The sequence below is a fragment of the Roseateles sp. genome (assembly GCF_036404855.1).
Lineage (GTDB): Bacteria > Pseudomonadota > Gammaproteobacteria > Burkholderiales > Burkholderiaceae_C > Pelomonas.
This window is the reverse complement of the sequence record NZ_DASWYS010000313.1, coordinates 24395-47765: the sequence shown is the minus strand read 5'-3', so window position 1 is coordinate 47765 and position 23371 is coordinate 24395. Positions and strand designations below refer to the sequence as shown.

Here is a 23371-nt window from a genome sequence, read left to right as displayed (position 1 = left end):
AGCCCTTGCTGCCTCACTGCGCCGAGAGAGGACGCCCTGGCAGGACCCGGTGCAGTTCCTCGGCCAGAGCCCGAAGGTCCATGGGCTTGTTGAGATAGCCATCCATGCCGGCATTCAGGCAGGCGCTGCGGCGCAGCTCTGTGTCACCGCTGGTGGCGGCCACGATGGGGAAGGGCGGCAGGGTGCCGATGCGCTGCAAGGTCCTCAGGTGCTCGCTGGCTTCCAGGCCGTCCATTAAAGGCATGTCAACGTCCATCAGGACCATGTCGGGCGGCTCGTCGCAGCAGGAATCGAGCGCCTCGATGCCGTCGCCGGCGACGACCACCTCATAGCCCAGCGCTTCGAGCTGTCCTCGCGCCACGATCTGGTTCACGACGTTGTCGTCGACGACGAGCACGCGCCGGCTTTCCTGGGCGTACAGCGGTGCCGGGGACGTCAGCCGTGAGAGGGCCGTCGACGTCCGGGTGTCGACGTGCGCGGTGAAACGTTCCAGTTCCAGCGGGCTGAGCGGCAGCACCCGGATGTCGACGGTGGAACTGCCCCTTGCGTTCAGGCTCTCAGAGCCGGAGACCACGGCAAGCACTGCCCACAGGCTGGGCAACGCGTGCACGATCTGTTCGAGCAGGAACACTTCGTGACCGGCATGCTCCGTGACGATCATCAGCACGGGGGCCTGGGCGGCAGACATTGCCGCCATGGCGTCCTCAAGCTGCCCGAACGAGACGACGTGCCAGCCCAACTGGCGCAAGCGGGCCTCGACCGAGTCCAGTGCACCGGGCAGCGGACTGACCAGCCAGGCCACCGAGCCGGCTGCGTCGGGCGTGTGCTCGGACGGAAGTTCTTGCGCGGCCACCTCGCCGCTCAAGGAGATCACAAGGCCGTTATCGCCTGCGTCTACGAACTGGACCGATCCACCCGTGGCAGGACACTCACCTGCGGCATGTTCAACCTTGCTCTGCTCGACAGCGGCTTCCTCGGGGACCAACTGCAGGCGGTGCAGCACGCCCATCACGTCGCCCGATCGGCTGGACCCTGTCCCTGCGGCATGGATGATGATCTTGCAGCGGCCGAAGACCGGCGGTTCGATCTCCGCGCTGAACATGACGAAGCCCGATTCGAAGCAGTCGACGATGCCCAGCAGGACGCGGTGGATGCCAGCCCTCAGGTACGGCCCGGGATCGTCGAGCGCCACGCGAGGTCCACGACAGTCGAAATACGTGACCAACCCCTTTTTGCGGGCATGCGGCAGGACGTCGCGTGCACTCTGCGTGAAAAGCTCTGAAAACTCCATGGGCCCACATTTGCTACTGGCCTTCAGCGTAGATCCAAAGTGGTTGCCGCATCGTTTCCAGATGTGGCCAACGCTTACTGTTCTACACAAACAGCTGCTTCTGCGGCCAATAGGCGCGAATCCGCCGCCTTCTCGCGGCTGTGGATATTCACGGCGGCCGTGTTCAGGATGCGAGCCGGCGCCCGATGTGCCGGTACCTCATGGGGTACGCGTGGCTTGAGATGGCGGGGATGTGGGCGTCTCGTGGCGGTATGCCACGTAGTACAGGAGGGGAATGACGACCAGCGTCAGCAACGTGCTGACCAGGATGCCGAAGATCAGCGAGATCGCCAGGCCGTTGAAGATGGGGTCGTCGAGGATGAAGAAGGCGCCGAGCATGGCGGCCAGGCCGGTCAGCACGATGGGCTGCGCACGCGTGGCGGCCGAATGCACGACAGCCTCCTTCAGCGGGCGCCCTTGTGCCACCTCCAGGCGGATGAAGTCCACCAGCAGGATGGAATTGCGCACGATGATGCCCGCCAGCGCAATCATGCCGATCATGCTGGTGGCGGTGAACTGCGCACCCAGCAACGCATGCCCCGGCATCACGCCCACCAGCGTCAGCGGGATGGGCGCCATGATGATGAGCGGCGTCACGTAGGAGCCGAACTGCGCGACCACCAGCAGGTAGATCAGCACCAGGCCCACCGCGTAGGCTGCCCCCATGTCCCGGAAGGTCTCGTAGGTGATCTGCCACTCGCCGTCCCACTTCAGTGTGTAGTCGCGCCAGGCATCCTCGGGCGCCTGGATGAAGGCCTCGGCCAGCACGCCGCCGCCGGGTGTGACGATCCGGGACAGCGCGTCGCGCATCCTGAACATGCCGTAGAGCGGGCTGTCCAGCGCGCCGGCCATGTCGCCCACGACGAAGTGCACCGGCAGGCCGTCCTTGTGGAAGACGGGCTGCTCGCGCAGGCCATCGCTCACCTCGACCAGTTCCCGCAACGGCACGAGGGCGCCGGCGGCGCTGCGCACGCCGAGCTGCAGCAGTGCATCGAGATCGCCCTGGCGTTCGGCCGGCAGCTGCAGCCAGGCACTGGCGGGGTACTTGCTACCGTCGTGCAGCCACGTCACGGCCTCGCCCCCGAGACCGGCGGCGATCGTCGAGACCACGGCGGCCTGGGGCACGCCCAGCAGCGCCGCCTTGCGGCGGTCCACCAGCAACAGCTTCCTGGGCGCCGCCGCGATGCCGGAATCGTCCACGTCGACGATCCCCGGCGTCTGTTCGAAGACCTGGCGCACCTGTCGGGCCACCTCACGGCGGCCTTGCACATCCGGGCCGTATATCTCGGCCACGATGGGCGACTGCACCGGCGGGCCGGGCGGCACTTCGACCACCTTCACGTTGGCGCCGTGGCGGCGGCCGATCTCCTGCAGCGCCGGACGAAGTCGCGTGGCAATGGCGTGGCTCTGCGCGCTGCGGTGGTGCTTGTCGACGAGGTTGACCTGGAGGTCCCCCACCTCACCGCCAGCGCGCAGGTCGTACTGGCGCACCAGGCCATTGAAGTTGATGGGGGCGGCGGTGCCGGCATAGGCCTGGTAGTCGGTCACCTCGGGTTGGCGGGCCACGTAAGCCGCCAGTTCTCGAAGCACCGCTGCCGTGCGCTCCAGCGGCGTGCCCGCCGGCATGTCGACGATGACCTGGAACTCCGACTTGTTGTCGAAGGGCAGCATCTTCAGCACCACGAGGCCCAGCGCCGGCAGGGCGAGCGAGACGGTGATCAGTCCGGCCACGCCGACCCCCAGCCACCGCCGGTTGCGCGCGCCGGCGGCATCGTCCAGCAACGGGCGGAATACCCGTTCGAACAGCGGCCCCAGCCGCGCCGCCAGACCATGGCTGGCATCGCTGCCCTGACCCGTGCGCCCGAGCCACAACCGAGCCAGCCAGGGCGTGACGACGAAGGCGATGGCCAGCGACAGCAGCATGCCCATGCTGGCGTTGATGGGGATGGGGCTCATGTAGGGCCCCATCAGGCCCGACACGAAGGCCATGGGCAGCAAGGCCGCGATGACGGTGAGGGTCGCCAGGATGGTGGGGCCTCCCACCTCGTCCACCGCGCCAGGGATCAGCTCGGCCAAGGACTTGCCGGGATGCAGTGCTCGGTGGCGGTGGATGTTCTCCACCACGACGATGGCGTCGTCCACCAGGATGCCAATGGAGAAGATCAGCGCGAACAGCGACACGCGGTTCAACGTGAAGCCCCAGGCCCAGGAGGCGAACAGCGTGACGGTCAGCGTCAGGACCACCGCGCTGCCGACGATGGCCGCCTCGCGCCGCCCCAGAGCGATGAAGACAAGGGCGATCACGGAGGCCGTGGCGAACATCAGCTTCTGGATCAGCTTCATCGCCTTGTCGTTGGCCGAGGCGCCGTAGTTGCGGGTCTGCGCCACTTCCACGCCCTGCGGGATCACGGTGTTGCTCAGCCCCGCCACGCGCCGCATGACGGCATCGGCGACCTGAATGGCGTTCTCGCCGGGCTTCTTCGTGATGGCCAGGGTCACGGCCGGGACTTCGGCGCCCCCGGCGCCGTGCCAGACGTAGCGCTGCGGCGGCAGCGGACCATCCACCACCTGGGCCACGTCGCCGAGATAGACCGGTCGGCCATTGCGGGCGCCGACCACCAGTTGACTCAGTTCGCGGGCGTCGCGCAGATAAGGGCCGGCCTCGACGTCCACGGCACGGTCACCTGACAGCAACTGGCCCGCGGCGGCACCGCTGTTGGCGGACTGCAGGGCCTGGCGCAGCTCGGCCACGCCGAGGCCTGCGGCGGCCAGGCGGGCCGGGTCCAGTTCCACTCGAATCGCACGGCCCGGGCCCCCTAGCGTCGTCACCGTGCGGGTGCCGGGAACGCGCTTGAGGTCGGCCTCCAGGCTGTGGGCGATTCGCTCCAGGTCGAAGGCCCCCGTCTCGGCGTCCTTGGCGTGCAACGTCAACGTGACGATGGGCACGTCGTCAATGCCCTTGGGCTTCACCAGCGGTGCCGCCACCCCGAGTCCTTGAGGCAGCCAGTCGGCATGGGACTGGACGGTGTCGTACAGCCGCACGAGCGCTTCGGTGCGCGGCACGCCGACCTTGAACTGCACGGTCAATACCGCCAGCCCCGGGCGCGACACGCTCATCACATGCTCGACGCCGGCCATCTGCGAAAGCACCTGCTCGGCCGGCGTCGCCACCATCTGCTCCACGTCCTGCACGGCGGCACCAGGGAACGGAACCAGCACATTGGCCATGGTCACGTTGATCTGCGGCTCCTCCTCGCGCGGCGTGACCAGCACGGCGAACGCCCCCAGGAGGAGGGCCACCAGGGCCAGCAGCGGCGTGATCTGGGCCGATTGAAAGAAGCGGGCAATGCGCCCGGACAGGCCGAGAGCCATCACAGCCTCCGCGCCGCAGCTTGCGGATCCAGGGCGATGCGTTCACCGGCCTTGAGACCGGTCAGCACTTCGGTCTGGTCGCCGCTGACCGGCCCGGTGCGCACCTGGCGAAGCATCGGGCGGTCGTCGGTGCTGACGACGTAGACGCCCTTGAGTTCCGCGCGCTGCACGAGGGCCCGGCTGGGAATGAAGACACGCTGCGTCTCGCTGCCTTCGGGGGCAACCGGCAGCCACGCCCGCGCGAAGCCACCGGGCGCAGCACCGCTGCCGGCCGGCAGTTCGATGCGCACCGTGACCGTGTGTGTCAGCGGGTCGGCCGCCGGCAGTACTTCCCAGCGCGCCGCCATGACGCGCCGCCCGGTGAGCTCGACCGCCACGGGCGTCGCGAGCCGGCTCCTGAGCAGACCGGCCGACGACTCCGGCACGGCCACGGCCAGGCGCAACGCCGACGGGTCGAACAGCGTGACGAGGGCCCGGCCGGGCAGCGCCATGTCACCCGGCATGACGCTCACCTCGGCGACCACGGCGTCGTAGGGCGCCTTGACGAGAAAGTACCCGGTCTCGGTGCGCGCGGCCTGCGCCGCGGCCATCTGGGCATTCGCCTGCGCCGTGGTGGATTTGAACTGGGCTTCGGCCTGGTCCAGTGCCGCCTGGCTGATGAAGCGGCTGGCAAAGAGCTGGCGCTGACGCTGCATTTCCAACGTGGCGGCCTGCTGAACGGCGCGCGCGGCCTCCACCTGGGCCGCGGCCGCACCGGCCTGTTGCTCGGCCGCACGGGCGTCCAGCCGGGCCAGCAACTGGCCGGTCCTCACCCGGTCGCCCGCTTTCACCGGCAGGGCTACCACGGCGCCGGCAACCTGCGCCGAAACCACTGTCTGGCGCACGGCTTCGACGGTGCCGTCGTGACTGCCCAGCCCGGGAGGGGCGGCATGCGCCACCGTCCAGGTTGCCAGTGGGTCAGCCGCTGGGCTGACGGTCGGAAGGAGGCCCGCCATCAGGGCCAGGATGGCGAGTGACAGGACGTGGGACCGGCGGGACATGCGGACTCCTGAACGTGATCTTTCGTGCTTGATGATCTATTATTTAACTAAGTAGCTAAATAGTCAATCGCAAGCATGAGCAAGCAGATGCCTTCCACGCAAATCGGGCATGATGGGCCCCCGCCCCCCAGTTCATGTCTCGCGATGCAGGACCTGCCCGACGAAGCCCTTCAGCAAGTTGCCGCCTATTTCCAGGCGTTGTCCGAGCCCACGCGACTGCAGATCCTCAACCTGCTGCGCCGGGGCGAGCGCAACGTGGGGGAGATCGCCCAGGCCTGCGGCTTCACGTCGGCCAACATCTCGCGGCACCTCTCGGTGCTGATGCAGCAGGGCCTGGTCACCCGCGAATCGCGGGGGTCCGCCGTCTACTACAGCATCGCGGACGAATCGGTCTACGCGCTTTGTGACCTCGTGTGCGGCAGCATCGGCCGGCAACTGGAGCGGGCCGCAGCGCAGCGCAACACCTTCCTGAAAGGCGCCAAGGCGTCGCGTCGGGTCGGTTGACCGGCCGCCTCAATGCGGCGGGGCCGTTAGCCGTGGTCGTGGCCGCGGTCGCCCGCCGGCGAGGCGGTGTGCCAGTCCTGCGGCCTGAAGGCCTTAGCGAGGACGCGCCCTCTTGCCTACTGCCTGCGTCCTGCACGGTTGAATGGCATGGCGATGCATCGCTGCTCCGGTAGACTGGACTGAATCCACGAAGGACAGACCAACAAGTTGGGGATGCACGCACATGAGGCAGGGCCTCCGGTGCGGGCAGGCACCCTCTGCGACATGCCGCTTAGCGATCCTCAAGATCTCGTTGACAGGGCCGCGAATCGACGGCGCAGAACAGGAAGATGGCTCGTCGGGGTCAATCTCGCGCTGGCACTCCTCCTGTGTGCCCTGGTCACGTTCGTCCTGGACAGGTCCCATCGCGAGTTCCAGAATGACGCGCGCAATGAGGCAGAAGGCCTGGCTTCTGTTGCGCAACTGAATATTCAGATTGAGATCGACCGCGTCGATGGCGTGCTGCGCTCCACAGCCTCCGAGTTGGAGCGGTTGATGCGTTCGGGAGCCCTCCCCGATGCAACGATCAACGAGATCCTGCGCTCCCGATACGAGCTGCTGAGCAGCATTGAGGCATTCCGGCTCACCGATGCCGATGGCTTGATCCGTTGGGGTGCAAGCGAGACGGACGGCACAGGGCAGGACCTCTCCGATCGGGACTATTTCCATCAGGTGAAGGCGCAGCCCAAGCCCGTCACAGTGATTGGCGGGCCGCTGAAGTCGAAGGTTTCGGGCCACTGGGTGGTCACGCTCGCGCATCCCGTGCGTTCGGCGGGCCGATTTGCCGGCATGCTCTACGCGAGCATCGGCACGGAGCATTTCCGGCGCATGTTCCAGCAGTACGGTATCGAACCCCTGGATGCGATCACGCTTCGAAGGGACGACCATCGGCTCGTCGCGCGCTATTCGCCCGAGAGCCCCTCTCAGGGGGTGCCCGGCGATACCTCGGTATCCCAGGAGCTGCGCAAGGCCTTGGCCGCCCATCCCAGCGCAGGCAGCTTCGTGTCACGGACCGCCGTGGATGCGCAAGTGCGAACCACAGCCTACCGCAAGTTGGAGTCCTGGCCTCTGGTGGTCCTGGCAGGCATCAACAACGAGCGCTTCTTCGGGACATGGCGTCAGCAGGCCGTGACCGTGGTGGCCCTGGCGGCGCTGGTCTGGATGCTGGTCGTCGGGGCGACATGGAAGGTCCAGCGAGCGCATCGGCGTGTCGAAGCAGTCATTCAGGATCTGGCAGAGCAGGGCAAGCGCATCCAGGCGTTGCTGCGCACCGCGGGCGACGGCATCCACATCATGGACCGCACCGGCCGTCTGGTGGAGATGAGCGATTCCTTCGCCGAGATGCTCAAGTCCTCTCGCGAGAAGCTGCTGGGGCGGCACATTGCGAGTTGGGACCCGAACCAGGACGAGGCCAGCATTGACGCGTGGCTCGCAAAGGTCAAGCCGGGCGATCGTCAGCGGGTCGACGTGCAGCACCGCCGCGACGACGGGCAGGTCATCGACGTGGAGTTGCAGCTGAGCATGGCAGACATCGCCGGCCAGCTCTTCGTCTTTGGCTCTTCCCGGGATGTCACAAGTCAGCGTCGCCTGATGCGCGAACAAGCCGCCATGCTGGATACCGATCTGGTCGGCATGGCGAAGATCGAGAACCGGACCATCACCTGGCGCAATCGCGCGCTGGAACGCCTCCTGGGCTACGGCGAAGGCGAGCTGCAGGGCAGGGCAGTGAGCGACCTCTACTGGGACCAGGCCGCCCATCGGGAGGTCGGGGTCGAGGGTTACGAATCCCTTAGAAAGACCGGGTACTACCGCTCGCAGCTCCGCATGCGAAGCAAGGCCGGCGAGCTCGTCTGGGTCGACTTCGGGGCGGTGCCCTTCTCGCCCTCCGAGCTCTTCGTGATGCTCGTCGACATCACTGCAACGAAGAAATCCCTGGAGAGCTGGGTGCATGCTGCGTCGCACGACCCGTTGACCCAGTTGCCCAACCGCGTGCTGCTGCACGACCGGCTCGCTCAGGCCCTCGGCGTGGCGCGCCGACAGCAAAAGCAGACGGCGATCTGCTATCTCGACCTGGACGGCTTCAAACCAGTCAACGACCAGCATGGCCACGCAGCAGGGGATCATCTGCTCAGGTCGGTCGCCCAGCGGCTCGTGGCGGCGGTTAGGCCATCGGACACGGCGGCCCGGCTGGGTGGCGACGAGTTCGCCCTCGTGCTGGTCTGTGTGGAGGGCGACGACTGGCGACCCGTGCTGGATCGCGTGGTTGCGTCCGTCCGGGAGCCCGTCGAACTGGACTCAGGAGCGACGATCACCGTGGGTGTGACGGTCGGCGTGACGATCGCAGCGTTTGACGAGGCCGAGGGGCCGCAGGAACTCATCGCCCGCGCTGATCATGTCATGCTGCGCGGCAAGCGCGCCGGCAAGGGGCAAGTCTTCACCTGATCGGATGTCGCGTCACGGCCCAGGACGTTGCCGCCGCCGTACGTCTGCAGGGCAGTCGATGCACTGATCGAGTGCCCGATGTGTGTGCCTGGCAAGGCCGCCCAAGGCGGCTGACCGCTTGGCAGCGCGACAGCACCGTTCAGGGGATGCCTGGCGCCTTGCAGTCCCCCGCTGAATCCGATCTCGGGAACGCCTGCGCGCTGTCCAGAGCCCGCATGAGATTGCCGCCCCAGATGCCCGCGATCTCCGCTTCGCTGTAGCCGGCATCCATGAGCCGCTCGGTGATGCGCGGCAGCTCCGACACATCTTCCAGGCCTGCGACGCCGCCACCGCCATCCCAATCTGCACCGATGCCGACGTGGGCGGGGCCGACGAGCTTGAGCACATGCAGCAGATGCTTCATGAAGTCGTCCAGGCTTGCCCGGGCCTTGGGATAGCGCCGCTCGACCTCGCCGATCTGCTCCGCCAACGCCTGGAACTCCGCCGGCTGCAGCGCCGCCATGCGCCGGATCTGCGCGTACAGAGGCTGCAACAGCGCCGCGCGCCGCGGATCGTCCTTCTGCGCAGACAGGTAGCTGCTGTAAAGCGTCACCTGCATCACGCCCCCCTTCTTGGCCAGCCTCAAGAGGCGCGCGTCGTCGAGGTTGCGTCGGTGTTCGGTGATGGCGCGACTGGCCGAATGCGACAGCACGATCGGGGCGGCCGATGTCTCCAGCAACTGGTCGAACACCTCATCCGAGGCGTGGGATGCGTCCAGCAGGATGCCCAGACAGTTGGCGCGACGCACCAGCTGTCGCCCCACGGGGCTCAGGCCATGCCACTCGGGCGCTGCGGTGGCCGAATCGGCCACCGCGTTGTTGCTGGCGTGAACCAGTCCGAGCATGCGCAGTCCGTGCCGGTGGTAGGTGTCGAGCAGCGCGGGGTCGGACGCCACGGGCTCGGCGTTCTCCATGCTGATGAACACCGCATGCCGGCCCGCAGCGGCAAGCCGTCGTGCATCGGCGCTGTTCAGCGCCAGGCCGAACTGACGGGGGTGGCGCGCCACCAGGTCGTTGAGCCGCATCAGTTGCGCCAGGCCATGCTGGGCCGCTGCGGCCCGCCCCTGCAGGTCGCGACTGCCCTGCGGCGTGTAAATGGCCCAGAAGGCGCCATCGAGCCCGCCTTGAATCAGGCGTGGCCAGTCCACCTGCGAGAGGTCACGGGCGGTGTCGTGGCGTTCCAGGATGTTCCAGCCCGGTCGTTCCAGCTGCCTTGCCGTGTCGATGTGGCTGTCCAGCACCATGACGCGCCCGTGCAGTGCCAGTGCCGCCTCCGACACAGGCGCTCCGCTCGAGGGAAGGCATGCGAGCAGGGCGAGCGTCGCGATCAGGGGACGCAGACTCATGGCGACTGGAACAGCAAGGCGGCCACCCGCTCGGGCTCGCGAGCCAGCGCCAAGAGGCGTTCGGCCATCGGTGCCGAGCACAACGCGCCGACCTTGGCGCTGAACAGTGCCTGGCGCGCCGCGGCGTCCAGGCCGTCCTGCGGGCCTTCGCACATCTGCACGTCGATCTCCGTGCCGTCGCTGAACACTCGAACGATCGCGGGGAAGCCGCCCGTGGCCTGCTGCTTGGCCGTCAGCTCGACACTGGCACGCAGGTCCACGCGCCGCATGAACTCCTGCACCGCCGGATCGGCCAGGGCGGGGCCTTCGAAGTCGCCGAGACCTGAGCGGTGTCGCACCATTGCGCTGCTCACGGCATAAGGCAGGCTGAATCGTGCTGCCAGCGAGTTGGTGATGCTGCGCGTGGACAGCGAGCTCGCGCTGCCCTGGTTGACCTCGATGCGCACGCTGTCGATGCGCTCGAGCGGCACCCGTTCGACCAGCCTCAGCGCGGCCGTGATGGCGGACTGGCAGCCAAAACACGCCGGATACGGCTTGATCTCGTAGCTGCCCAGGTCGGCTTCGAGCGGGTTGCCCAACAGGCGCTGCGGCTGCTCGGTGCCCAAACCGAAGCTTGCCAGCCAGCCGTGTTCACCGGTCAAAGGCTGGCGTGGCCCATCGGCACCCGCTTGCGCGAGCTGCAGGGCCTGCACCGGGTGACGGGCGGCGAAGCCCACGGCGAAGTCCTTGTCCAGGCTGTAGCTGCCCACCTGCGGTGACAGCGAGGACAGCAAGCCGGCGCTCAGCGAGCTGGCACAGATCGCCACCGTGTTCAGCGCCAGCTCCACGTCGTCGCTGACCAGGGCGGCGACGCCCAGAGCCGCAGCAACGGGCGCCACCACGGACGTGGTGCGAAAGCCGGCCTTCCCGGCGCGGTGCCCGCGACCCAGGGCCTCGGCGAGGCGAATGTTGGCGGCAAAGGCCACCCACAAGGCCCTCAGCAACCGCTCACCCGAGATGCCGCGCTGCTCGGCCAGGGCCAGCAGGGCGGGGACGATCACCACTGCGGCATGACCGTTGTTGCGTGGGTTGATCAGCACCTCCTGGAAGTCCAGTGCTTCGGCGGCGCAGCCGTTCAGAAAGGCGGCGTCGGCCGGCCCGACACGGAAGTCCGCGCCCCAGACCGCGCATCCATCGGCCTGTGGCGAGACCATCGCCCGGTCGACGCGGGTGCCGCCAACCTGCCCGAGCCGTGCATGGCTGGCGATGGCCACCGTGTCGGCCAGGAGCACGCCGATCACTTCGCGCACCTTGCGTCCGGGCGCGTGTTGGAGCAGGGCCAGGTGGTTGGCGACCCACTGTCGATCCAAGGTCGTCGTCATCACTCCACCCCATTGGCCATGATGCCGCCATCGATCACGAAATCGCACCCATTGGCATATCCCAGCGCGGGCGCTGCCAGCGCGCGGATCGCCTGACCGATCTCGACGGGTGCCGCCAGGCGTCCTGCTGGAATGCGTGCAATCAGCTTCTGCTCGTTCAGGCGCCCGGCCTCCAGGGCCTTCGCGACCATCGCCGTGCGCGTGTAGCCCGGGCTCACCGAGATGGCGCGGACCCCATGCTCGGCGAAGTCCAGCGCCAGCACCTCCGTGAGGCCGACCACGCCGGCCTTGCTTGCCACGTAACTTGCGCGGCCGGGGCCGGACCGGTGGGCGACAAAGGACGCCACGTTGATGATGAGGCCGTTGCCGGACGCCTTGAGTGCAGGCAAGGCGGCCTGGCAGCAATAGAACGTGCCGCTCAGATTGGTGTCGATGACGGCGCGCCAGTCCTCGGCGGCCATCGTCGCAGCATGGGCGCGCCGGGCGATGCCGGCGCAGTTGATCAGCAGGTCCAGGCGTCCCAGCGCTGCGGCAGCAGCACGCACCGAGTCCGAATCGCGGATGTCCACGGCCTTGATCGGGGCGTCCAGGTCTGCACTGCCTTGCAGGTCCCAGCCCAGGACTTCGTCGCCGGCTTCGCGGAAGGCCTGCGCCACGGCCTGCCCGATGCCGCTGGCGGCACCGGTGACCAGCACACGGCGCGCCGGCGAGGGGGAAGTTGGAGGATTCATATCAGGGCTCCCTGTTCGATCAAAGTCTGTTGCACCACCGGGAGTGGTGCGCGCTGCCCGGGAGACGACAGCGCCGCGGCAACCCCCGCGGCATGGCCCGTGGCGAAGGCACAACCCATCACGCGGACCGAGCCGAACGCGGCGTCGTCTGCCCCGATGCTGCTGCCCGCCAGCCAGCAGTTGCCGTCGCCATCGGTCTGCAGCGCGCCATAGCGGATGTGGAACCAGTCGTCGCCGGCGATCCAGCGGTACTCGGTGACACCCGCGCGCGGGTGCAGCTCGCCTGGCCAGCCCGAGCGGGCGATGCCGTCGGGGTGGCGTCGCGCGTGGACCAGGTCCTCGAGCACGGCGTCGCATTGCGACGCGATGTGCTGCGTGGCTCGAACACCCAGCGCCGGCCCGGTCACGTCCAGCTGCGCAGCGCCAAAGCCCGGAACGCAGCGGCGCAACGACTGCAGGTAGTCATGCGCGATGGCGCGCGCCTGCATCTCGGCGCGCGTGAGGCTCTCAGCCGAGCAGTCGTCCAGCTCGACGTCGACCATCATGGCCCAGCACGCGTCGCTCCATGGCAGGGGCACGAAGTAGCCGCCGTTGCGACGGGCCAGCGGCGCCCCGGTGCACGCCTCGTAGTCGAGTGCTGCACGGCGCAGGTCGTCACGGTCGTGGCTGCAGGAGGGATCCAACCCCGACAGCCGCGCCGTCAGCGTCGCTGCTTGGCGCCGCGGCTTCATGCGCTCCGGCCAGGCCAGGGCGGCCAGATTGGCGTTGCCTGTCGCGTCCACGAATTGCCGTGCCCGAACCTCGAAGAGACCTTGAGGGTCGGCGCACAGCAGGCTCTCGATGCGGCCAGCACGTTCCTGCACGGCCACGACGCGGCAATGCAGCAGCGGCGCCACGCCCGAATCTCGCACCAAGCCGTCCATGGCGCGCTTGAGCCGCTCCGGGTCCAGCAGGATGATCCAGTTGCCCGAGCTCTGATGCCTAGGCTCCACGTCGTGGCCCAGCGCCTGCAATGCGTCCAGGGTCTTCTGTCCTACGCCGGCGACCACCTGCTGCGGCCGCGCGCCGCGCGTGTGAAAGCCGCAGTAGGCCTGAACGCCGGCCACCGTGGCGGTGCCGCCGAGGAAGCCATAGGCCTCGATCAGCGCGACCTTCGCGCCGCAAGCCGCGGCGCCGAGCGCGGCAGCGACGCCACCCGAGCCGCCGCCGACCACCACGATGTCGAACTGCAAGGGGGGGCGTGGAGCACTCACAGCACTTTGTCCAGGAAGGCCCGCGTGCGGGCATCGACCGGCGCGTCGAACACCTGCTTGGCGACGCCGTGTTCCACCACCTTGCCCTTGTCCATGAAGTACAGGTAGTCGGCCACCTCGCGCGCAAAGCGCATCTCGTGCGTCACCAGCAGGCAGGTCATGCCGTCGGCAGCGATCTCCTGGATCACGCCCAGGACTTCCTTGACGGTCTCCGGATCGAGCGCGGCTGTGACTTCGTCGAACAGCATCACTTCAGGCTGCATGCACAGGCTGCGGGCGATCGCCACTCGCTGCTGCTGGCCGCCGGACAACTCGCCGGGATAGGCGTTCTCCTTGCCGGCCAGGTGCACCTTGGCGAGCAGCTCGCGCGCCCGGGCCTCCACCTCGCCACGTTCACGGCGCAGCACCTGGATCGGGGCCATCATCACGTTCTGCAGCACGGTGCGGTGCGGAAACAGGTTGTAGCCCTGGAACACGATGCCCACGCGGCGGTGCAGTGCCTGGGCATCCAGCCGTGGGTCGTCGACACGGGTGTCGCCGACCCTCACGCTGCCCGCATCGATGCGTGTCAGCGCATTGATGCAGCGCAGCACCGTGCTCTTGCCTGAGCCGGAGGGGCCGATGATGCAGGCCACCTCCGAGCGAGCGATGGCCAAGTCCACGCCATTGAGCACTGAGGTCGGCCCGAAGGACTTGCGCACGTCCCGAAGCTCGATGAACGGGGAAGGGAGATCTCGGATGTTCACGGGCACCTACCTGCCTGAGCGGCGGCGCTCCAGCGTGCGCGCCAGCATGGAAATGGGGAAGATGTAGACGAAGAAGGCCATCAGCACGACGCCATAGACGGGCAGCAGCAGCTCGGTCCGCGCCTCGGCCGCCAGCACCTCGCGCGCCACGCTCAGGCCTTCGCTCACACCAACAAGGCTGCCGAGTGCCGTCGACATCGTGACGACGCAGTACAGCCCCATGGCGGGCGGCAGCATGAGCCGTATGGCTTGCGGCAGGATCACGCGCCACAGCCGCGCCGCCGGGCTGTAGCCCAGGGCTGTCGCGGCCTCCCACTGCGCAAGGGGCACGGCCCGCAGGCCGCCGCGGACGATCTCGGCAAAGTTGCCGGTGGCGGGCAGCGTCAATGCCAGCACCGCCTTGAGCCAGGCCGGGAACGGCCAGCCCGCGCCGATGGGGAGTTCGTAGGGCAGCGCCTGCATGACGAAGAACATCACCACCAGCCAAGGGGCATTGCGCAGCAGCTGCGTGAGCCAGGTGGCCGGCCGGCTCAAGGCCCTGGACGGGGCCAGCTGTGCGGCGCCCAGCAGGGTGCCCAGCACGCATGCCAGCGACATGGCGAGTGCCCCCATGCCCAGGTTCACCAGCAGTCCGCGGCCCATGAGCGGCAACCAGGGCCACAGCGTATCGATGAGGTTCACAGTCCGACCCCCGGCAGCTTCAGGCGGCGCTCCAGGCGCGACAGTCCGACGACCAGCAGCGCCATGAACCCGAGGTAGGTCAGCAAGACCAGCAGCATCATCTCAAGCACGTTGTTGCGGTCGCTCCAGATCTCCTGCGCGCTGTAGAGCACTTCCGGCACCGCGACCGCGTAGGCGATGGAAGTGCCCTTGATCAGCTGCACGAGGTTGTTGCCCAGGGCCGGCAGGCTCGCGCGCAGCGCCAGCGGCAGCTCCACATGACGCAGACGCCCCCAGCGTCCGTAGCCCAGGGAGAGGGCGGCTTCGCGGGTGGCCTGCGGCACCGCATGGAAGCCTGCACGGAACACCTCGACGGCGAACGCGCCGTAGTGCAGGCTGATGCACAGGGCGGCGAGCGGGAACGCGTCGGCGTACCAGGGCGCTGGGGCGCCGGGACTGGCGCTGCGCAGCAGCGTTCCTACGCCGAAATACAGGAAGTACAGCTGCACGAGCGTCGGCGTGTTGCGCAGCAGCTCGACATAGCCCAGCACCAGCCAGCGCAGTGGGCGAGGGCCCCGGGTGGCGAGCGCGCCCGCCAGGCCGATGACACATGAGACGGCCATGCAGAGCAGTGCGAGTGCCAGCGTGGTGAGCATGCCCCCGAAGAAGAGGCCGGCGGACCAGCTGTCGTAGAACACCGTGAAGTTCCAGCCGGTGCGCTGGTAGAGCTGCTGGAAGGCCTCCGTCACCCGATGCAGCACGCGCGGCACGCCCTGGTCGTCCAGGCCGCCACGCTGTTCATCGGACGCCTGCAGCACGGGTTTGTGTGGCAGGCCGTACCGTGTTTCCAGGCGTTCCAGCAGGCCTTCGCTGCGCCACTGCCGCGCATAGCCATTGAGCAGGGCGCGCAGCTCCGGGTCGCCGTGGGCGATCGCCATGCTCCAGGGGGCTTCGAGGATGGGCGGCAGCACGATGGAGAAATCCGCCCACTGCGTCGAGTCCTTCAGGCGCAGCCGGGCGACGGCTTCGTCCATGACCTGCCCCACGCATCGCCCATCGCGCATCGCCTGAGCGCTTTCCGTGAGCCCCGCGAAGGCGAGGATGCGCACACCGTAGCGCTCGGCCACGGCCTGGTTGTAGGTCGAGCCGTGGCTGCTGCACACGGCCTGGCCGCGCAGACTCTCCCAGCTGGTCGGGGCCTTGTCGCTGCGGGCAAGCAGCACCGCGCCCGAGCTGTAGAAGTTCGGCGCGATGAAGTCCACCAGGCGCCGGCGTTCGGCGGTCACGCTGAAGCCGGTGATGATCAGGTCGCACTTGCCCTGATCGAGGAACACCACGCGGTTGGCACCGCTGGTGGCGATGGTTTCCCGCTTCAGCGGCTGGCCGAGTTCGAGGGACAGCCGTTGACGGATGTCTTCGGCCAAGTCGATGTTGAAGCCGCGGGCCTCGCCATTCGGGCTGAGGTAGGCGAAGGGCCTGTTCTCGACGTTGGTGCAGACATTCAGCACGCCCTTGGCCGCGATGCGCTGCAGCACGGCCCCGGCGTTGGCACCGGTGCTCAGCACCAGGGCCAGGATGCCAGCCAGGGCGAGCCCGCAGCCTCTCACCATTGGTAGCTGGCCTTGGCGTAGTAGAACGCCCCGTTGATGCCGAACGGCGAGTAGGAGATGTACCTGACGTTCTGGTCACCGGGGTTGTTCACGGCGTTGCGCTTGTCCGGGTAGACGTTGGCGATGTTGTCACTGCCGACGGTGAATTCCCAGTGGTTGCCGCGGTAGCTGGCGGACAGGTCGAGCACCCACTTGGCGGCGTAGGTCTGGTCGAAGCTCGCACCGGTGTTGCTGATCGCGACGAACTTGCCGTAGCGAACCAGGTTGCTGCGCAGGCCCCAGGCCCCGTAGCTGTAGTCCGTGGCCAGCGACAGCTTGCTGCGCGGCGTGCTGTCGGTGAGCACGCCGTACTGGTCGCGACGGTCGATGCGCAGCAGGGTCAGTCCGTTCTGGCTGAGCACGGCTGGGTTGGGCTTGACTTCCGTCACGCGGCTGCGGGCGTACGAGTAGCCTAGGGAGTTGCTGACGCGACCGCTGTTCTCGAAGCGGTAGCGATGCTGGACCACCACGTCCACGCCGGTGGTGGTCGTGTTCACCGCATTGGTGAAGTAGCGGATCGACTGGTACAGGCCCCTCGGGATGCCGTTGGCCACCAGGTAGTTCTGGGCGGCGGTGTTCTGCACATCCAGCGTGCTGGACAGCGTGATGCGGTCGTCGATGGTGATGCGGTAGGCATCGATCGTCGCGCTGAGTGTCTTGGTGGGCTGCAGGACCACCCCGGCGCTGATGTTGCGCGACTTCTCGGCCTTCAGGTCCTCGGCACCGAACAGGCGCGCGACCGGATCGTCGACCGGCGCGGTGCGCTGGTCCTGGAAGGCGTTGATGGTGGTATTCAGCGCACTGGCGGTCGCCGCGTAGTGCTGCTGTGCCAGCGCCGGCGCACGGAAGCCCGAGGAGACGCTGCCGCGCACGGCCACCTGCGGCGTGAAGTCGTAGCGCGTGGAGGCCGAGCCGGTGGTCGAGCCGCCGAAGTCGCTGTAGCGGTCATGGCGCACCGCCAGCGACGAACGCCACTTCTCGGTGAAGTTGGTTTCCAGGTCCAGGTACAGGCCGACCAGGTCACGCCGGAAGCTGCCACTGTCAGTCGACTTGAAGCCCGAGAAGCCCTCGACGCCGGTGCCGTAGTAGGAGGCCGCCTCGCCAGCACTTTCCTTGTAGGTCTGGTGCTGGTACTCCACGCCCGTCGCCACCGACACGGGATTCGCGAGGCCGGGCACGGCCAGGGCGTTGCTCAGGCCGAACTGGTAGACGGCGAGGCTGCTCTTCAGGCTGCCATCGTCGAAGTCCCGTTGCCGGCTGCCTGTGTCGCGGAACAGGTAGCGGTTGAGTGAGTCGCGGGTCGAGAAGTCGATCTCGTTCTGGCCGTAGTCGGCGCTGGCATCCCACTTCCAGCCGCCGGCAAGGCCACCCTTGAGGCCGAACACGAACGATTGGTCCACGCTGCGCGCATGCAGGCGCGGCCGGTAGCCCTCAGGGTAGGCCTGCGCGTCGTAGGTGGAGGCCCGGCCGTTTCGGAAGGCGTCCCACGTGTCGCCGTCGGCCTGGTTGTATGAAGCGAAGCCATAGGCGCTCAGGCCGTCACCGAAGCTGTAGTCGGCGTTGACCAGCAGCTTGGCGTTCTTCACCTGCGGATCGCCCAGTCGGTAGGTGGTCGTGCCGTAGCCGGGCGCGCCGACGTTGCGCAGATCAAGGCCTGCGCGATTGGTGAAGTCGTTGGAGTTGGCTTCGACGCTGGCGTGCAGCTTGCCGCGACCCAGGAGCGAGAAGCCGGCGTCGGCATTGAGGTGGCGCCGCAGGCCGTCACCCTCGCCCGTCTGGCCCAGACTCGCGGTGATCTGACCGCCTTCGGCGTCATCCTTCAGGATGATGTTGATGACGCCTGCAATCGCATCCGACCCGTAGCGTGCAGACGCGCCATCGCTGAGGACTTCCACATGGTCGATGGCCGAGACGGGGATGGTGTTCAGGTCGACGGGCGCCGAGCCGCGGCCCTGGGTGACGTTGGTGTTCAGGAACGCGCTGGTGTGGCGGCGCTTGCCGTTGATCAGCACCAGCACCTGGTCCGGTCCCAGGCCCCGCATCTGGGCCGGGCGGATGATGCCGGTGAAGCCGGAACTGGCGGGGCGGGGGAAATTCAGGGAAGGCACCAGGCGCGAGAGCGACTCGCCCAGTTCGCTGCTGCCGCTTTGCTCCAGATCCTTGGCGGAGACGACCTTGATCGGCTGCAGCGATTCCGCTGCCGTGCGGTTGGCGGCACGGGTGCCGGTGACCACCACCGTGCTCAACGCCTCGGTCTCGTCGGCCGCGTGGGCGCTGCCTGCGCTCGTGATGCTGAGGATGGCGAGTGCGAGTCGCGGCATCGCGAATCTGTGGCTTGGCTGCATTTGAATACCTCTTCTTGGAAGCTCGGACTGATCTGGGAAAATCGGCGGTTTAAACCGCATCGATTTGATGATGTGTCGCCTCGCGCTCGTCGAGCTCGGTTATCCGGGCCTTGTTGGGAAAATGAGGTCGGCCCGGTCCCGGTAAGATAAATGCGTTCCCGATCGATGAAAATTGACTTTTTCAGGGGCGGCCTTAACTTTTGCTCCTTAGGTTGATTTCGTCATTTGTATATACTCGGTGCGGATATCTCGAACCACGCCCGGCGCGTGGGCACGGATGCGACCTGCAATCCGACCTCATGGGAAGGCGCCTTGCACATTGATCTCGAAGCCGCCGGCCTGCGGCCGGCGCCCCGGGCCCGCATGGGAAGGCGTGGGATCGACCCCACTTGCCGGACCTTGAGGCGGGATCTCACCGGGAGGCAGCGCTCATGAATCTGCGACAGATGGAGGTCTTTCGCGCCATCATGCTCACCGGCAGCATCACCGGCGCGGCGGAGCTGCTGCACATCTCGCAGTCGGCGGTCAGCAAGATGCTGAGCCACACCCAGCAGCGCACGGGGCTGAAGTTGTTCCAGCTCAGCAAGGGACGCCTGGTGCCGACCAGCGCGGCGAAGGAGCTCTACTCAGAAGTCGAGCACCTGTGGCGCAATGTGGAGAAGGTCCACGCGCTGTCCAAGGAGCTGGCGGACCCGAGCAAGGGAAACCTGTACGTGGCCGCCTCGCCGAGCTTGGGCATGACGGTCGTGCCACTGAGCGTCGCGGACACCATCAAGAAGGCGCCTGATCTGAAGGTCAAGGTGATCTTGCCGTTACCCAATCAACTGATCGACGTGGTGGCGGACAAGGTCGTGGACATCGGCATCGGCACCTTCGAGGTCAGCCACCCCAGCATTGAAGTCCATGCGCGCTTTCGCTGCCCGCTGGTCTGCATCATGGCGCCGGGCCACCCGCTGGCGGCGCGCCGTGAAATCCACCCCCGCGACCTGGTCGGCCACCGGCTGATCTCCGTCCCCTTCCAGGAGCTGTATGGCCTGAGCGAGGAGAAGGTCTACGGCGACGTGCTGGAGGATTTGGACAAAGGCGTGGAGGTGCGTTCAGGACTGATTGCCAGTCTGTTCAGTCGCGCAACGGGTGAAGTCGCGGTCGTCGATGCCATCGCAATTTCCGACGGATTGATTCCTGAATTGGAAATTCGCCCACTGGTGACCGGGGAGAGTATCAATATCAACGTTGCATATAACCGGTTCAAACCGGCTTCGCCCCAGGTGACCCTATTTGAGGAATTGCTCCTGCACCGCTTGAAGGAGTGCTGCACGGAGGTCACGGCGCGCGCGTGATCCGGGGCAGGGGCAGCGCGCCCCGCACCCCGCATTCCAAGGCGAGCACGGCTGACATCGATGCCGACGGCGCGTGCTTTAAAGAGGCCCTCGGGCCTCGGCCTCTGAGGCCTCTACGTCTTCTGCGGCGTGGACAGTCGCCGCCGCAGTGTGCGCATCACGGCGCCCAGCAGCGGCAGCTTGGCGTAGAGCTCCTCCGCGGCATCCCAGTAGTCCCGGTGCAGGGTGACGAGACCGTCGAGCGAATACTGCAGATGCGTTGCGCCCCGGATCGTCATCGGCATGCCATTGCCCTGGCGCAGGAAATGGAGTTCCCAGGTGAGGAAGGCATTGCTGCCTTCCGATGTCGCGACCAGGACGACGAACCGCGGGTCGCGCAACTCGTCGAACATCTGGGTGAAGATGCGCTCGATGGCCATCCGGCCGCTGACCTCGTTGAAGGGGTCCTTGAAGCGGGCTTGCCCGTCGTACAGCGCCAGCAGCGCGGGCAGGTTCTCGCGGGTGAGGCCGCCATAGGCCTCTACCAGTTGGCGGGTGCGGGAGTCGGATGAATGGACGGGCATGTTCATGAGGCTCCCGTGGCGCGGCGCACGGCCGCGAAGTACCAGGCGTCGGGCAGGCAGCGCAGCAGGCGCATCCAGGCCGTGAAGCGGCGAGGGAAGTTCATCTCGAAGCGGCCGCGGGCCCAGCCTCGAATCATCTGCTCGGCGGCTTCTTGCGGAGAGATCAGGGCCGGCATGTGGAAGTGGTTCTGTGCGGTCAGCGGCGTCGCGACAAAGCCAGGATTGACGATGGACACACCCAGGCCCAGCGGGTGCAGGTCCAGGTAGAGGTTCTCGGCCAGGTTGTTCAGCGCCGCCTTTGTGGGGCCATAGGCCAGCGACAGCGGCAAGCCCCGATAGCCGGCCACGCTGCCGACGAGGCAGAGGTGGCCCTGGCCGGCTGCGATCAGCATGGGCAGCACGGCCTCCAGCAGATGCAGCACGCCGCCGTAGTTGACGGCCAGGTGCTTCTCCATCTCCTGGCGGTCGAACTGAACGGCCTGCTGTGCCTTGTAGTGGCCGGCGCAGTAGAGGATCAGGGCCGGGGTGCCCAGGGTCTGCACGGTGTGCGCGGCAGCGCGGAGTTCCTCGGGCCGTGTCACGTCGAGCGGCAAGGCCACGCTGCCGGGGTGCGCTTGCTCGAAGGCCTGCAGCTGCCCGGCCTGCCGGGCCGACACGATCACCCGGGCCCCCTGACGACTCAAGGCCGCCGCCACCGCATGGCCGATGCCCGATGACGCGCCGATGACCCAGACCCAGCGGCCCTGCCATTCTCGCAGCGGGGGATTCAGCGGCATGGCGATCAGTCCTTGGTGATGACGAGGGTCACATCGCCCAGGTGCAGGCCGAACTTGCTCATGGCCGAACGGTTGAGGATGGTGCGTTCGTCGACGAGGAACATCCAGTCGTCGAGGGCAACGTTCCAGATGCGGTCATCGACCGGCAGCGCCAGGGTGTAGTTCCAGCGCAGGGCGTTGCCGGCGCTCTCGCCTGTCGCCTCGCCGACGACATCGTCCGCCGTGCCGCTGTAGCGCCCCTGGCCGAGGGTGCGCAGCCGCCAGACGCGCCGCTGCGTGCTGCCGTCGCTGTACTGGAACCGTTCGTCGAGGATGCCGACGTCGCCCTCCCAACTGGCGTCCATCGTGACGGTGAAGCGCTTCACCACGCGGCCCGAGCGGTCGGTGAAGATGCCCTTGGCGCTCAGCGGGCCGCTGAAGAAGCTGCGAAGGTCGAGCCTGGGCACTTCCTTCGCATAGTCCTTCACGTCCGGCGAGGCGCAACCGGTCAGTGCGATGACGAGGCCGGCACCCAGCAGGGAGCGGCGAGTCAAGATGTTCATGTGCGGTCCTTCCAGCTCGGGTTGAGGCGCTCGGCACGCAGCAGTGCGGCGGCGGCCATGAGCTTGAGCAGGCAGGGCAGCCCGCCGTAGGCCCAGGCCAGGGCCTGCAGGCCGGCGGCACTGCCGCCGCCGCTCTGGTAGCCGGCGAGCGACAGCAGGGGCAGGGCCAGCCCCGCGGCCAGCGCCAGGTTGAGCTTGGTGGCGCAGGCCCACCAGCCCAGGTAGGCCCCTTCGTCGCGGCCGCCCGAGCCACCCTGGTGGATGACGCCCGTCAGCAGCGCGCCGGGCAGGGCCAGATCGGCGCCCAGGGCCAGGCCGCTGAATAGGCAGACGGCCGCGAAAGCGACGCCGTCACCCGCCGACAACCACGGCGTGGCCCCGAAAGCCAGCACGCTGGCCACCATGCCGACGCGCCAGGCCGGCGCGACGCCCCATCGGGCGGTGGCGCGCACCCACAGCGGCAGGCCCAGCACCGCGGCGCCGAAATAGCCCAGCAGCAGCGGCGCCTGCCAGCTCGGCAACTGGAGGCGGTCGGCGACAAAGAAGGGCAGCAGCGTGGCCGGAATGGCGCTGGCGATGCCGTTCAACATGAACACGGCCAGCAACTGCCGAAAGGCGGCCCGTCGCCAGGGCGAGCGATCGGCGCTCGCAGGGGACGTGGACGGGGGGCGCAGACTGGCCGTGGCCGGGAGTCGGCTCAGCCCGAACAGGCCCAGGGCGAGCAGTGCGGCAAGTGACGCGCTGGTGGCATTCCAGCCCAGCCAGGCGGGCAGGGCGCTGGCCAGCAGCACGCCGGCCAAGGTGCCGCCCTCTCGCCAGCCGGTGACCTGGGCGCGCAGCTCGGGCCCGCCGCCCCAGCGCGTGCCCCAGCTCTGGTGCAGGATGCTGACGCCACTGTAGGCCAGGGTGCACAACAGCAGTGCCGCGGCCAACCAGGCCGTCACCCCGGGGGCCTGCACGGCGGGGGGATGCCACAGCGCCGTGAAGGCGAGGGCCAGCACCAGGCTGCCGAGGCCCGCGGCCCATCGCGCGGTGGCAGCACCGCGGCGGAACAGGTGGTCGGCGGCCCGTCCCAGTGCCGGGTCGATGACGGCGTCGAACAGCCTCACGACGAGCATCACCGTGCCCAGCACCGACAGCGGCAGGCCCAGCACCGAGGCGTAGTGGAAGGGCAGGTGGACGTAGAGGGGCAGGGAGACGAAGGCCAGCGGCACGCTCAGGCTCCCATAGGCCAGCCCGCGTCGCCAGTCGAAGGCGATGGGCAGGGGGCCAAGGGCGGACGTGGACATGGCGC

General features: G+C 67.8%; 18 protein-coding genes. 3 read left to right on the top strand and 15 right to left on the bottom strand.

Translation table 11 applies throughout. The features are described 5' to 3' along the window. Window positions 1–13: 13 nt before the first annotated feature. The 3 genes from VGF12_RS21145 to VGF12_RS21135 form a co-directional block, all read right to left on the bottom strand. On the bottom strand, window positions 14–1192 hold the full coding sequence (locus VGF12_RS21145; RefSeq protein ID WP_331178026.1) for a response regulator: 1179 nt from the start codon (window positions 1190–1192) through the stop codon (window positions 14–16). A 297-nt stretch (window positions 1193–1489) separates the two neighbouring features. Beyond that, on the bottom strand, window positions 1490–4702 hold the full coding sequence (locus tag VGF12_RS21140) for an efflux RND transporter permease subunit (RefSeq protein ID WP_331178025.1): 3213 nt from the start codon (window positions 4700–4702) through the stop codon (window positions 1490–1492). After that, window positions 4702–5742 (bottom strand): efflux RND transporter periplasmic adaptor subunit, encoded by a 1041-nt coding sequence (locus VGF12_RS21135; RefSeq protein WP_331178024.1) that lies wholly within the window; start codon window positions 5740–5742, stop codon window positions 4702–4704. Before VGF12_RS21135 ends, VGF12_RS21140 begins: the two co-directional genes overlap by 1 nt. Window positions 5743–5886: 144 nt before the next feature. Between VGF12_RS21135 and VGF12_RS21130 the strand changes: the two genes are divergently transcribed. Both VGF12_RS21130 and VGF12_RS21125 read left to right on the top strand, forming a co-directional pair. Further along, a complete protein-coding gene (locus VGF12_RS21130) occupies window positions 5887–6246 on the top strand; it encodes a metalloregulator ArsR/SmtB family transcription factor (protein WP_331178023.1) in 360 nt (119 codons plus the stop codon). A 213-nt stretch (window positions 6247–6459) separates the two neighbouring features. Beyond that, window positions 6460–8727 (top strand): bifunctional diguanylate cyclase/phosphodiesterase, encoded by a 2268-nt coding sequence (locus VGF12_RS21125; RefSeq protein WP_331178022.1) that lies wholly within the window; start codon window positions 6460–6462, stop codon window positions 8725–8727. Between the two features lie 139 nt (window positions 8728–8866). Here the strand turns inward: VGF12_RS21125 and VGF12_RS21120 are convergent, their stop codons facing one another. From VGF12_RS21120 to VGF12_RS21085, 8 genes are read right to left on the bottom strand one after another with little or no spacing between them, the layout of a single operon-like run. Beyond that, window positions 8867–10111: a dipeptidase gene (locus VGF12_RS21120; protein WP_331178021.1), complete on the bottom strand. Its 1245-nt coding sequence runs from the start codon at window positions 10109–10111 to the stop codon at window positions 8867–8869. After that, complete coding sequence (locus VGF12_RS21115) at window positions 10108–11472, bottom strand: MmgE/PrpD family protein (protein ID WP_331178020.1); 1365 nt, start codon at window positions 11470–11472, stop codon at window positions 10108–10110. The genes VGF12_RS21120 and VGF12_RS21115 overlap by 4 nt, the downstream gene beginning before the upstream one ends. Next, window positions 11472–12203 carry an SDR family NAD(P)-dependent oxidoreductase gene (locus tag VGF12_RS21110; protein ID WP_331178019.1) on the bottom strand — a complete coding sequence of 244 codons (732 nt, stop codon included), beginning with the start codon at window positions 12201–12203 and terminating at the stop codon, window positions 11472–11474. Before VGF12_RS21110 ends, VGF12_RS21115 begins: the two co-directional genes overlap by 1 nt. After that, window positions 12200–13435: an FAD-dependent oxidoreductase gene (locus VGF12_RS21105; RefSeq protein WP_331178018.1), complete on the bottom strand. Its 1236-nt coding sequence runs from the start codon at window positions 13433–13435 to the stop codon at window positions 12200–12202. The genes VGF12_RS21110 and VGF12_RS21105 overlap by 4 nt, the downstream gene beginning before the upstream one ends. Before the next feature lie 17 nt (window positions 13436–13452). Next, on the bottom strand, window positions 13453–14157 hold the full coding sequence (locus VGF12_RS21100; RefSeq protein ID WP_331178017.1) for an amino acid ABC transporter ATP-binding protein: 705 nt from the start codon (window positions 14155–14157) through the stop codon (window positions 13453–13455). A gap of 51 nt (window positions 14158–14208) precedes the next feature. After that, window positions 14209–14883 (bottom strand): amino acid ABC transporter permease, encoded by a 675-nt coding sequence (locus VGF12_RS21095; RefSeq protein WP_331178016.1) that lies wholly within the window; start codon window positions 14881–14883, stop codon window positions 14209–14211. Continuing rightward, window positions 14880–16472, bottom strand: coding sequence for an ABC transporter substrate-binding protein/permease (locus tag VGF12_RS21090; RefSeq protein WP_331178015.1), 1593 nt, complete (start codon window positions 16470–16472; stop codon window positions 14880–14882). The genes VGF12_RS21095 and VGF12_RS21090 overlap by 4 nt, the downstream gene beginning before the upstream one ends. Continuing rightward, a complete protein-coding gene (locus VGF12_RS21085) occupies window positions 16466–18832 on the bottom strand; it encodes a TonB-dependent receptor (protein ID WP_331178014.1) in 2367 nt (788 codons plus the stop codon). The genes VGF12_RS21090 and VGF12_RS21085 overlap by 7 nt, the downstream gene beginning before the upstream one ends. A 455-nt stretch (window positions 18833–19287) precedes the next feature. Here VGF12_RS21085 and VGF12_RS21080 point away from each other — a divergent pair, with 455 nt between their 5' ends. Next, window positions 19288–20196: a LysR family transcriptional regulator gene (locus VGF12_RS21080; protein WP_331178013.1), complete on the top strand. Its 909-nt coding sequence runs from the start codon at window positions 19288–19290 to the stop codon at window positions 20194–20196. 113 nt (window positions 20197–20309) lie between these two features. On the opposite strand, the gene VGF12_RS21075 is transcribed toward VGF12_RS21080, so the two are convergent. The 4 genes from VGF12_RS21075 to VGF12_RS21060 are packed head-to-tail and all read right to left on the bottom strand — an operon-like array spanning window position 20310 to window position 23366. Continuing rightward, a complete protein-coding gene (locus VGF12_RS21075; protein WP_331178012.1) occupies window positions 20310–20765 on the bottom strand; it encodes a nuclear transport factor 2 family protein in 456 nt (151 codons plus the stop codon). Next, window positions 20762–21535, bottom strand: coding sequence for an SDR family NAD(P)-dependent oxidoreductase (locus tag VGF12_RS21070; protein WP_331178011.1), 774 nt, complete (start codon window positions 21533–21535; stop codon window positions 20762–20764). The genes VGF12_RS21075 and VGF12_RS21070 overlap by 4 nt, the downstream gene beginning before the upstream one ends. Window positions 21536–21540: 5 nt before the next feature. Continuing rightward, window positions 21541–22077, bottom strand: coding sequence for a DUF3833 domain-containing protein (locus tag VGF12_RS21065; protein ID WP_331178010.1), 537 nt, complete (start codon window positions 22075–22077; stop codon window positions 21541–21543). Then, on the bottom strand, window positions 22074–23366 hold the full coding sequence (locus VGF12_RS21060) for an MFS transporter (protein WP_331178009.1): 1293 nt from the start codon (window positions 23364–23366) through the stop codon (window positions 22074–22076). Before VGF12_RS21060 ends, VGF12_RS21065 begins: the two co-directional genes overlap by 4 nt. Between the last annotated feature and the right edge of the window lie 5 nt (window positions 23367–23371).

Excerpts from the sequence above, each read along its gene's own strand:
- VGF12_RS21140 (WP_331178025.1), bottom strand. The coding sequence starts at position 4,702 with ATGGCTCTCGGCCTGTCCGGGCGCATTGCCCGCTTCTTTCAATCGGCC.
- VGF12_RS21060 (WP_331178009.1), bottom strand. The coding sequence starts at position 23,366 with ATGTCCACGTCCGCCCTTGGCCCCCTGCCCATCGCCTTCGACTGGCGA.
- VGF12_RS21115 (WP_331178020.1), bottom strand. The coding sequence starts at position 11,472 with ATGACGACGACCTTGGATCGACAGTGGGTCGCCAACCACCTGGCCCTG.
- VGF12_RS21080 (WP_331178013.1), top strand. The coding sequence starts at position 19,288 with ATGAATCTGCGACAGATGGAGGTCTTTCGCGCCATCATGCTCACCGGC.
- VGF12_RS21090 (WP_331178015.1), bottom strand. The coding sequence starts at position 16,472 with ATGGTGAGAGGCTGCGGGCTCGCCCTGGCTGGCATCCTGGCCCTGGTG.
- VGF12_RS21065 (WP_331178010.1), bottom strand. The coding sequence starts at position 22,077 with ATGAACATCTTGACTCGCCGCTCCCTGCTGGGTGCCGGCCTCGTCATC.
- VGF12_RS21070 (WP_331178011.1), bottom strand. The coding sequence starts at position 21,535 with ATGCCGCTGAATCCCCCGCTGCGAGAATGGCAGGGCCGCTGGGTCTGG.
- VGF12_RS21130 (WP_331178023.1), top strand. The coding sequence starts at position 5,887 with ATGCAGGACCTGCCCGACGAAGCCCTTCAGCAAGTTGCCGCCTATTTC.
- VGF12_RS21120 (WP_331178021.1), bottom strand. The coding sequence starts at position 10,111 with ATGAGTCTGCGTCCCCTGATCGCGACGCTCGCCCTGCTCGCATGCCTT.
- VGF12_RS21085 (WP_331178014.1), bottom strand. The coding sequence starts at position 18,832 with ATGCCGCGACTCGCACTCGCCATCCTCAGCATCACGAGCGCAGGCAGC.
- VGF12_RS21135 (WP_331178024.1), bottom strand. The coding sequence starts at position 5,742 with ATGTCCCGCCGGTCCCACGTCCTGTCACTCGCCATCCTGGCCCTGATG.
- VGF12_RS21110 (WP_331178019.1), bottom strand. The coding sequence starts at position 12,203 with ATGAATCCTCCAACTTCCCCCTCGCCGGCGCGCCGTGTGCTGGTCACC.
- VGF12_RS21125 (WP_331178022.1), top strand. The coding sequence starts at position 6,460 with ATGCACGCACATGAGGCAGGGCCTCCGGTGCGGGCAGGCACCCTCTGC.
- VGF12_RS21075 (WP_331178012.1), bottom strand. The coding sequence starts at position 20,765 with ATGAACATGCCCGTCCATTCATCCGACTCCCGCACCCGCCAACTGGTA.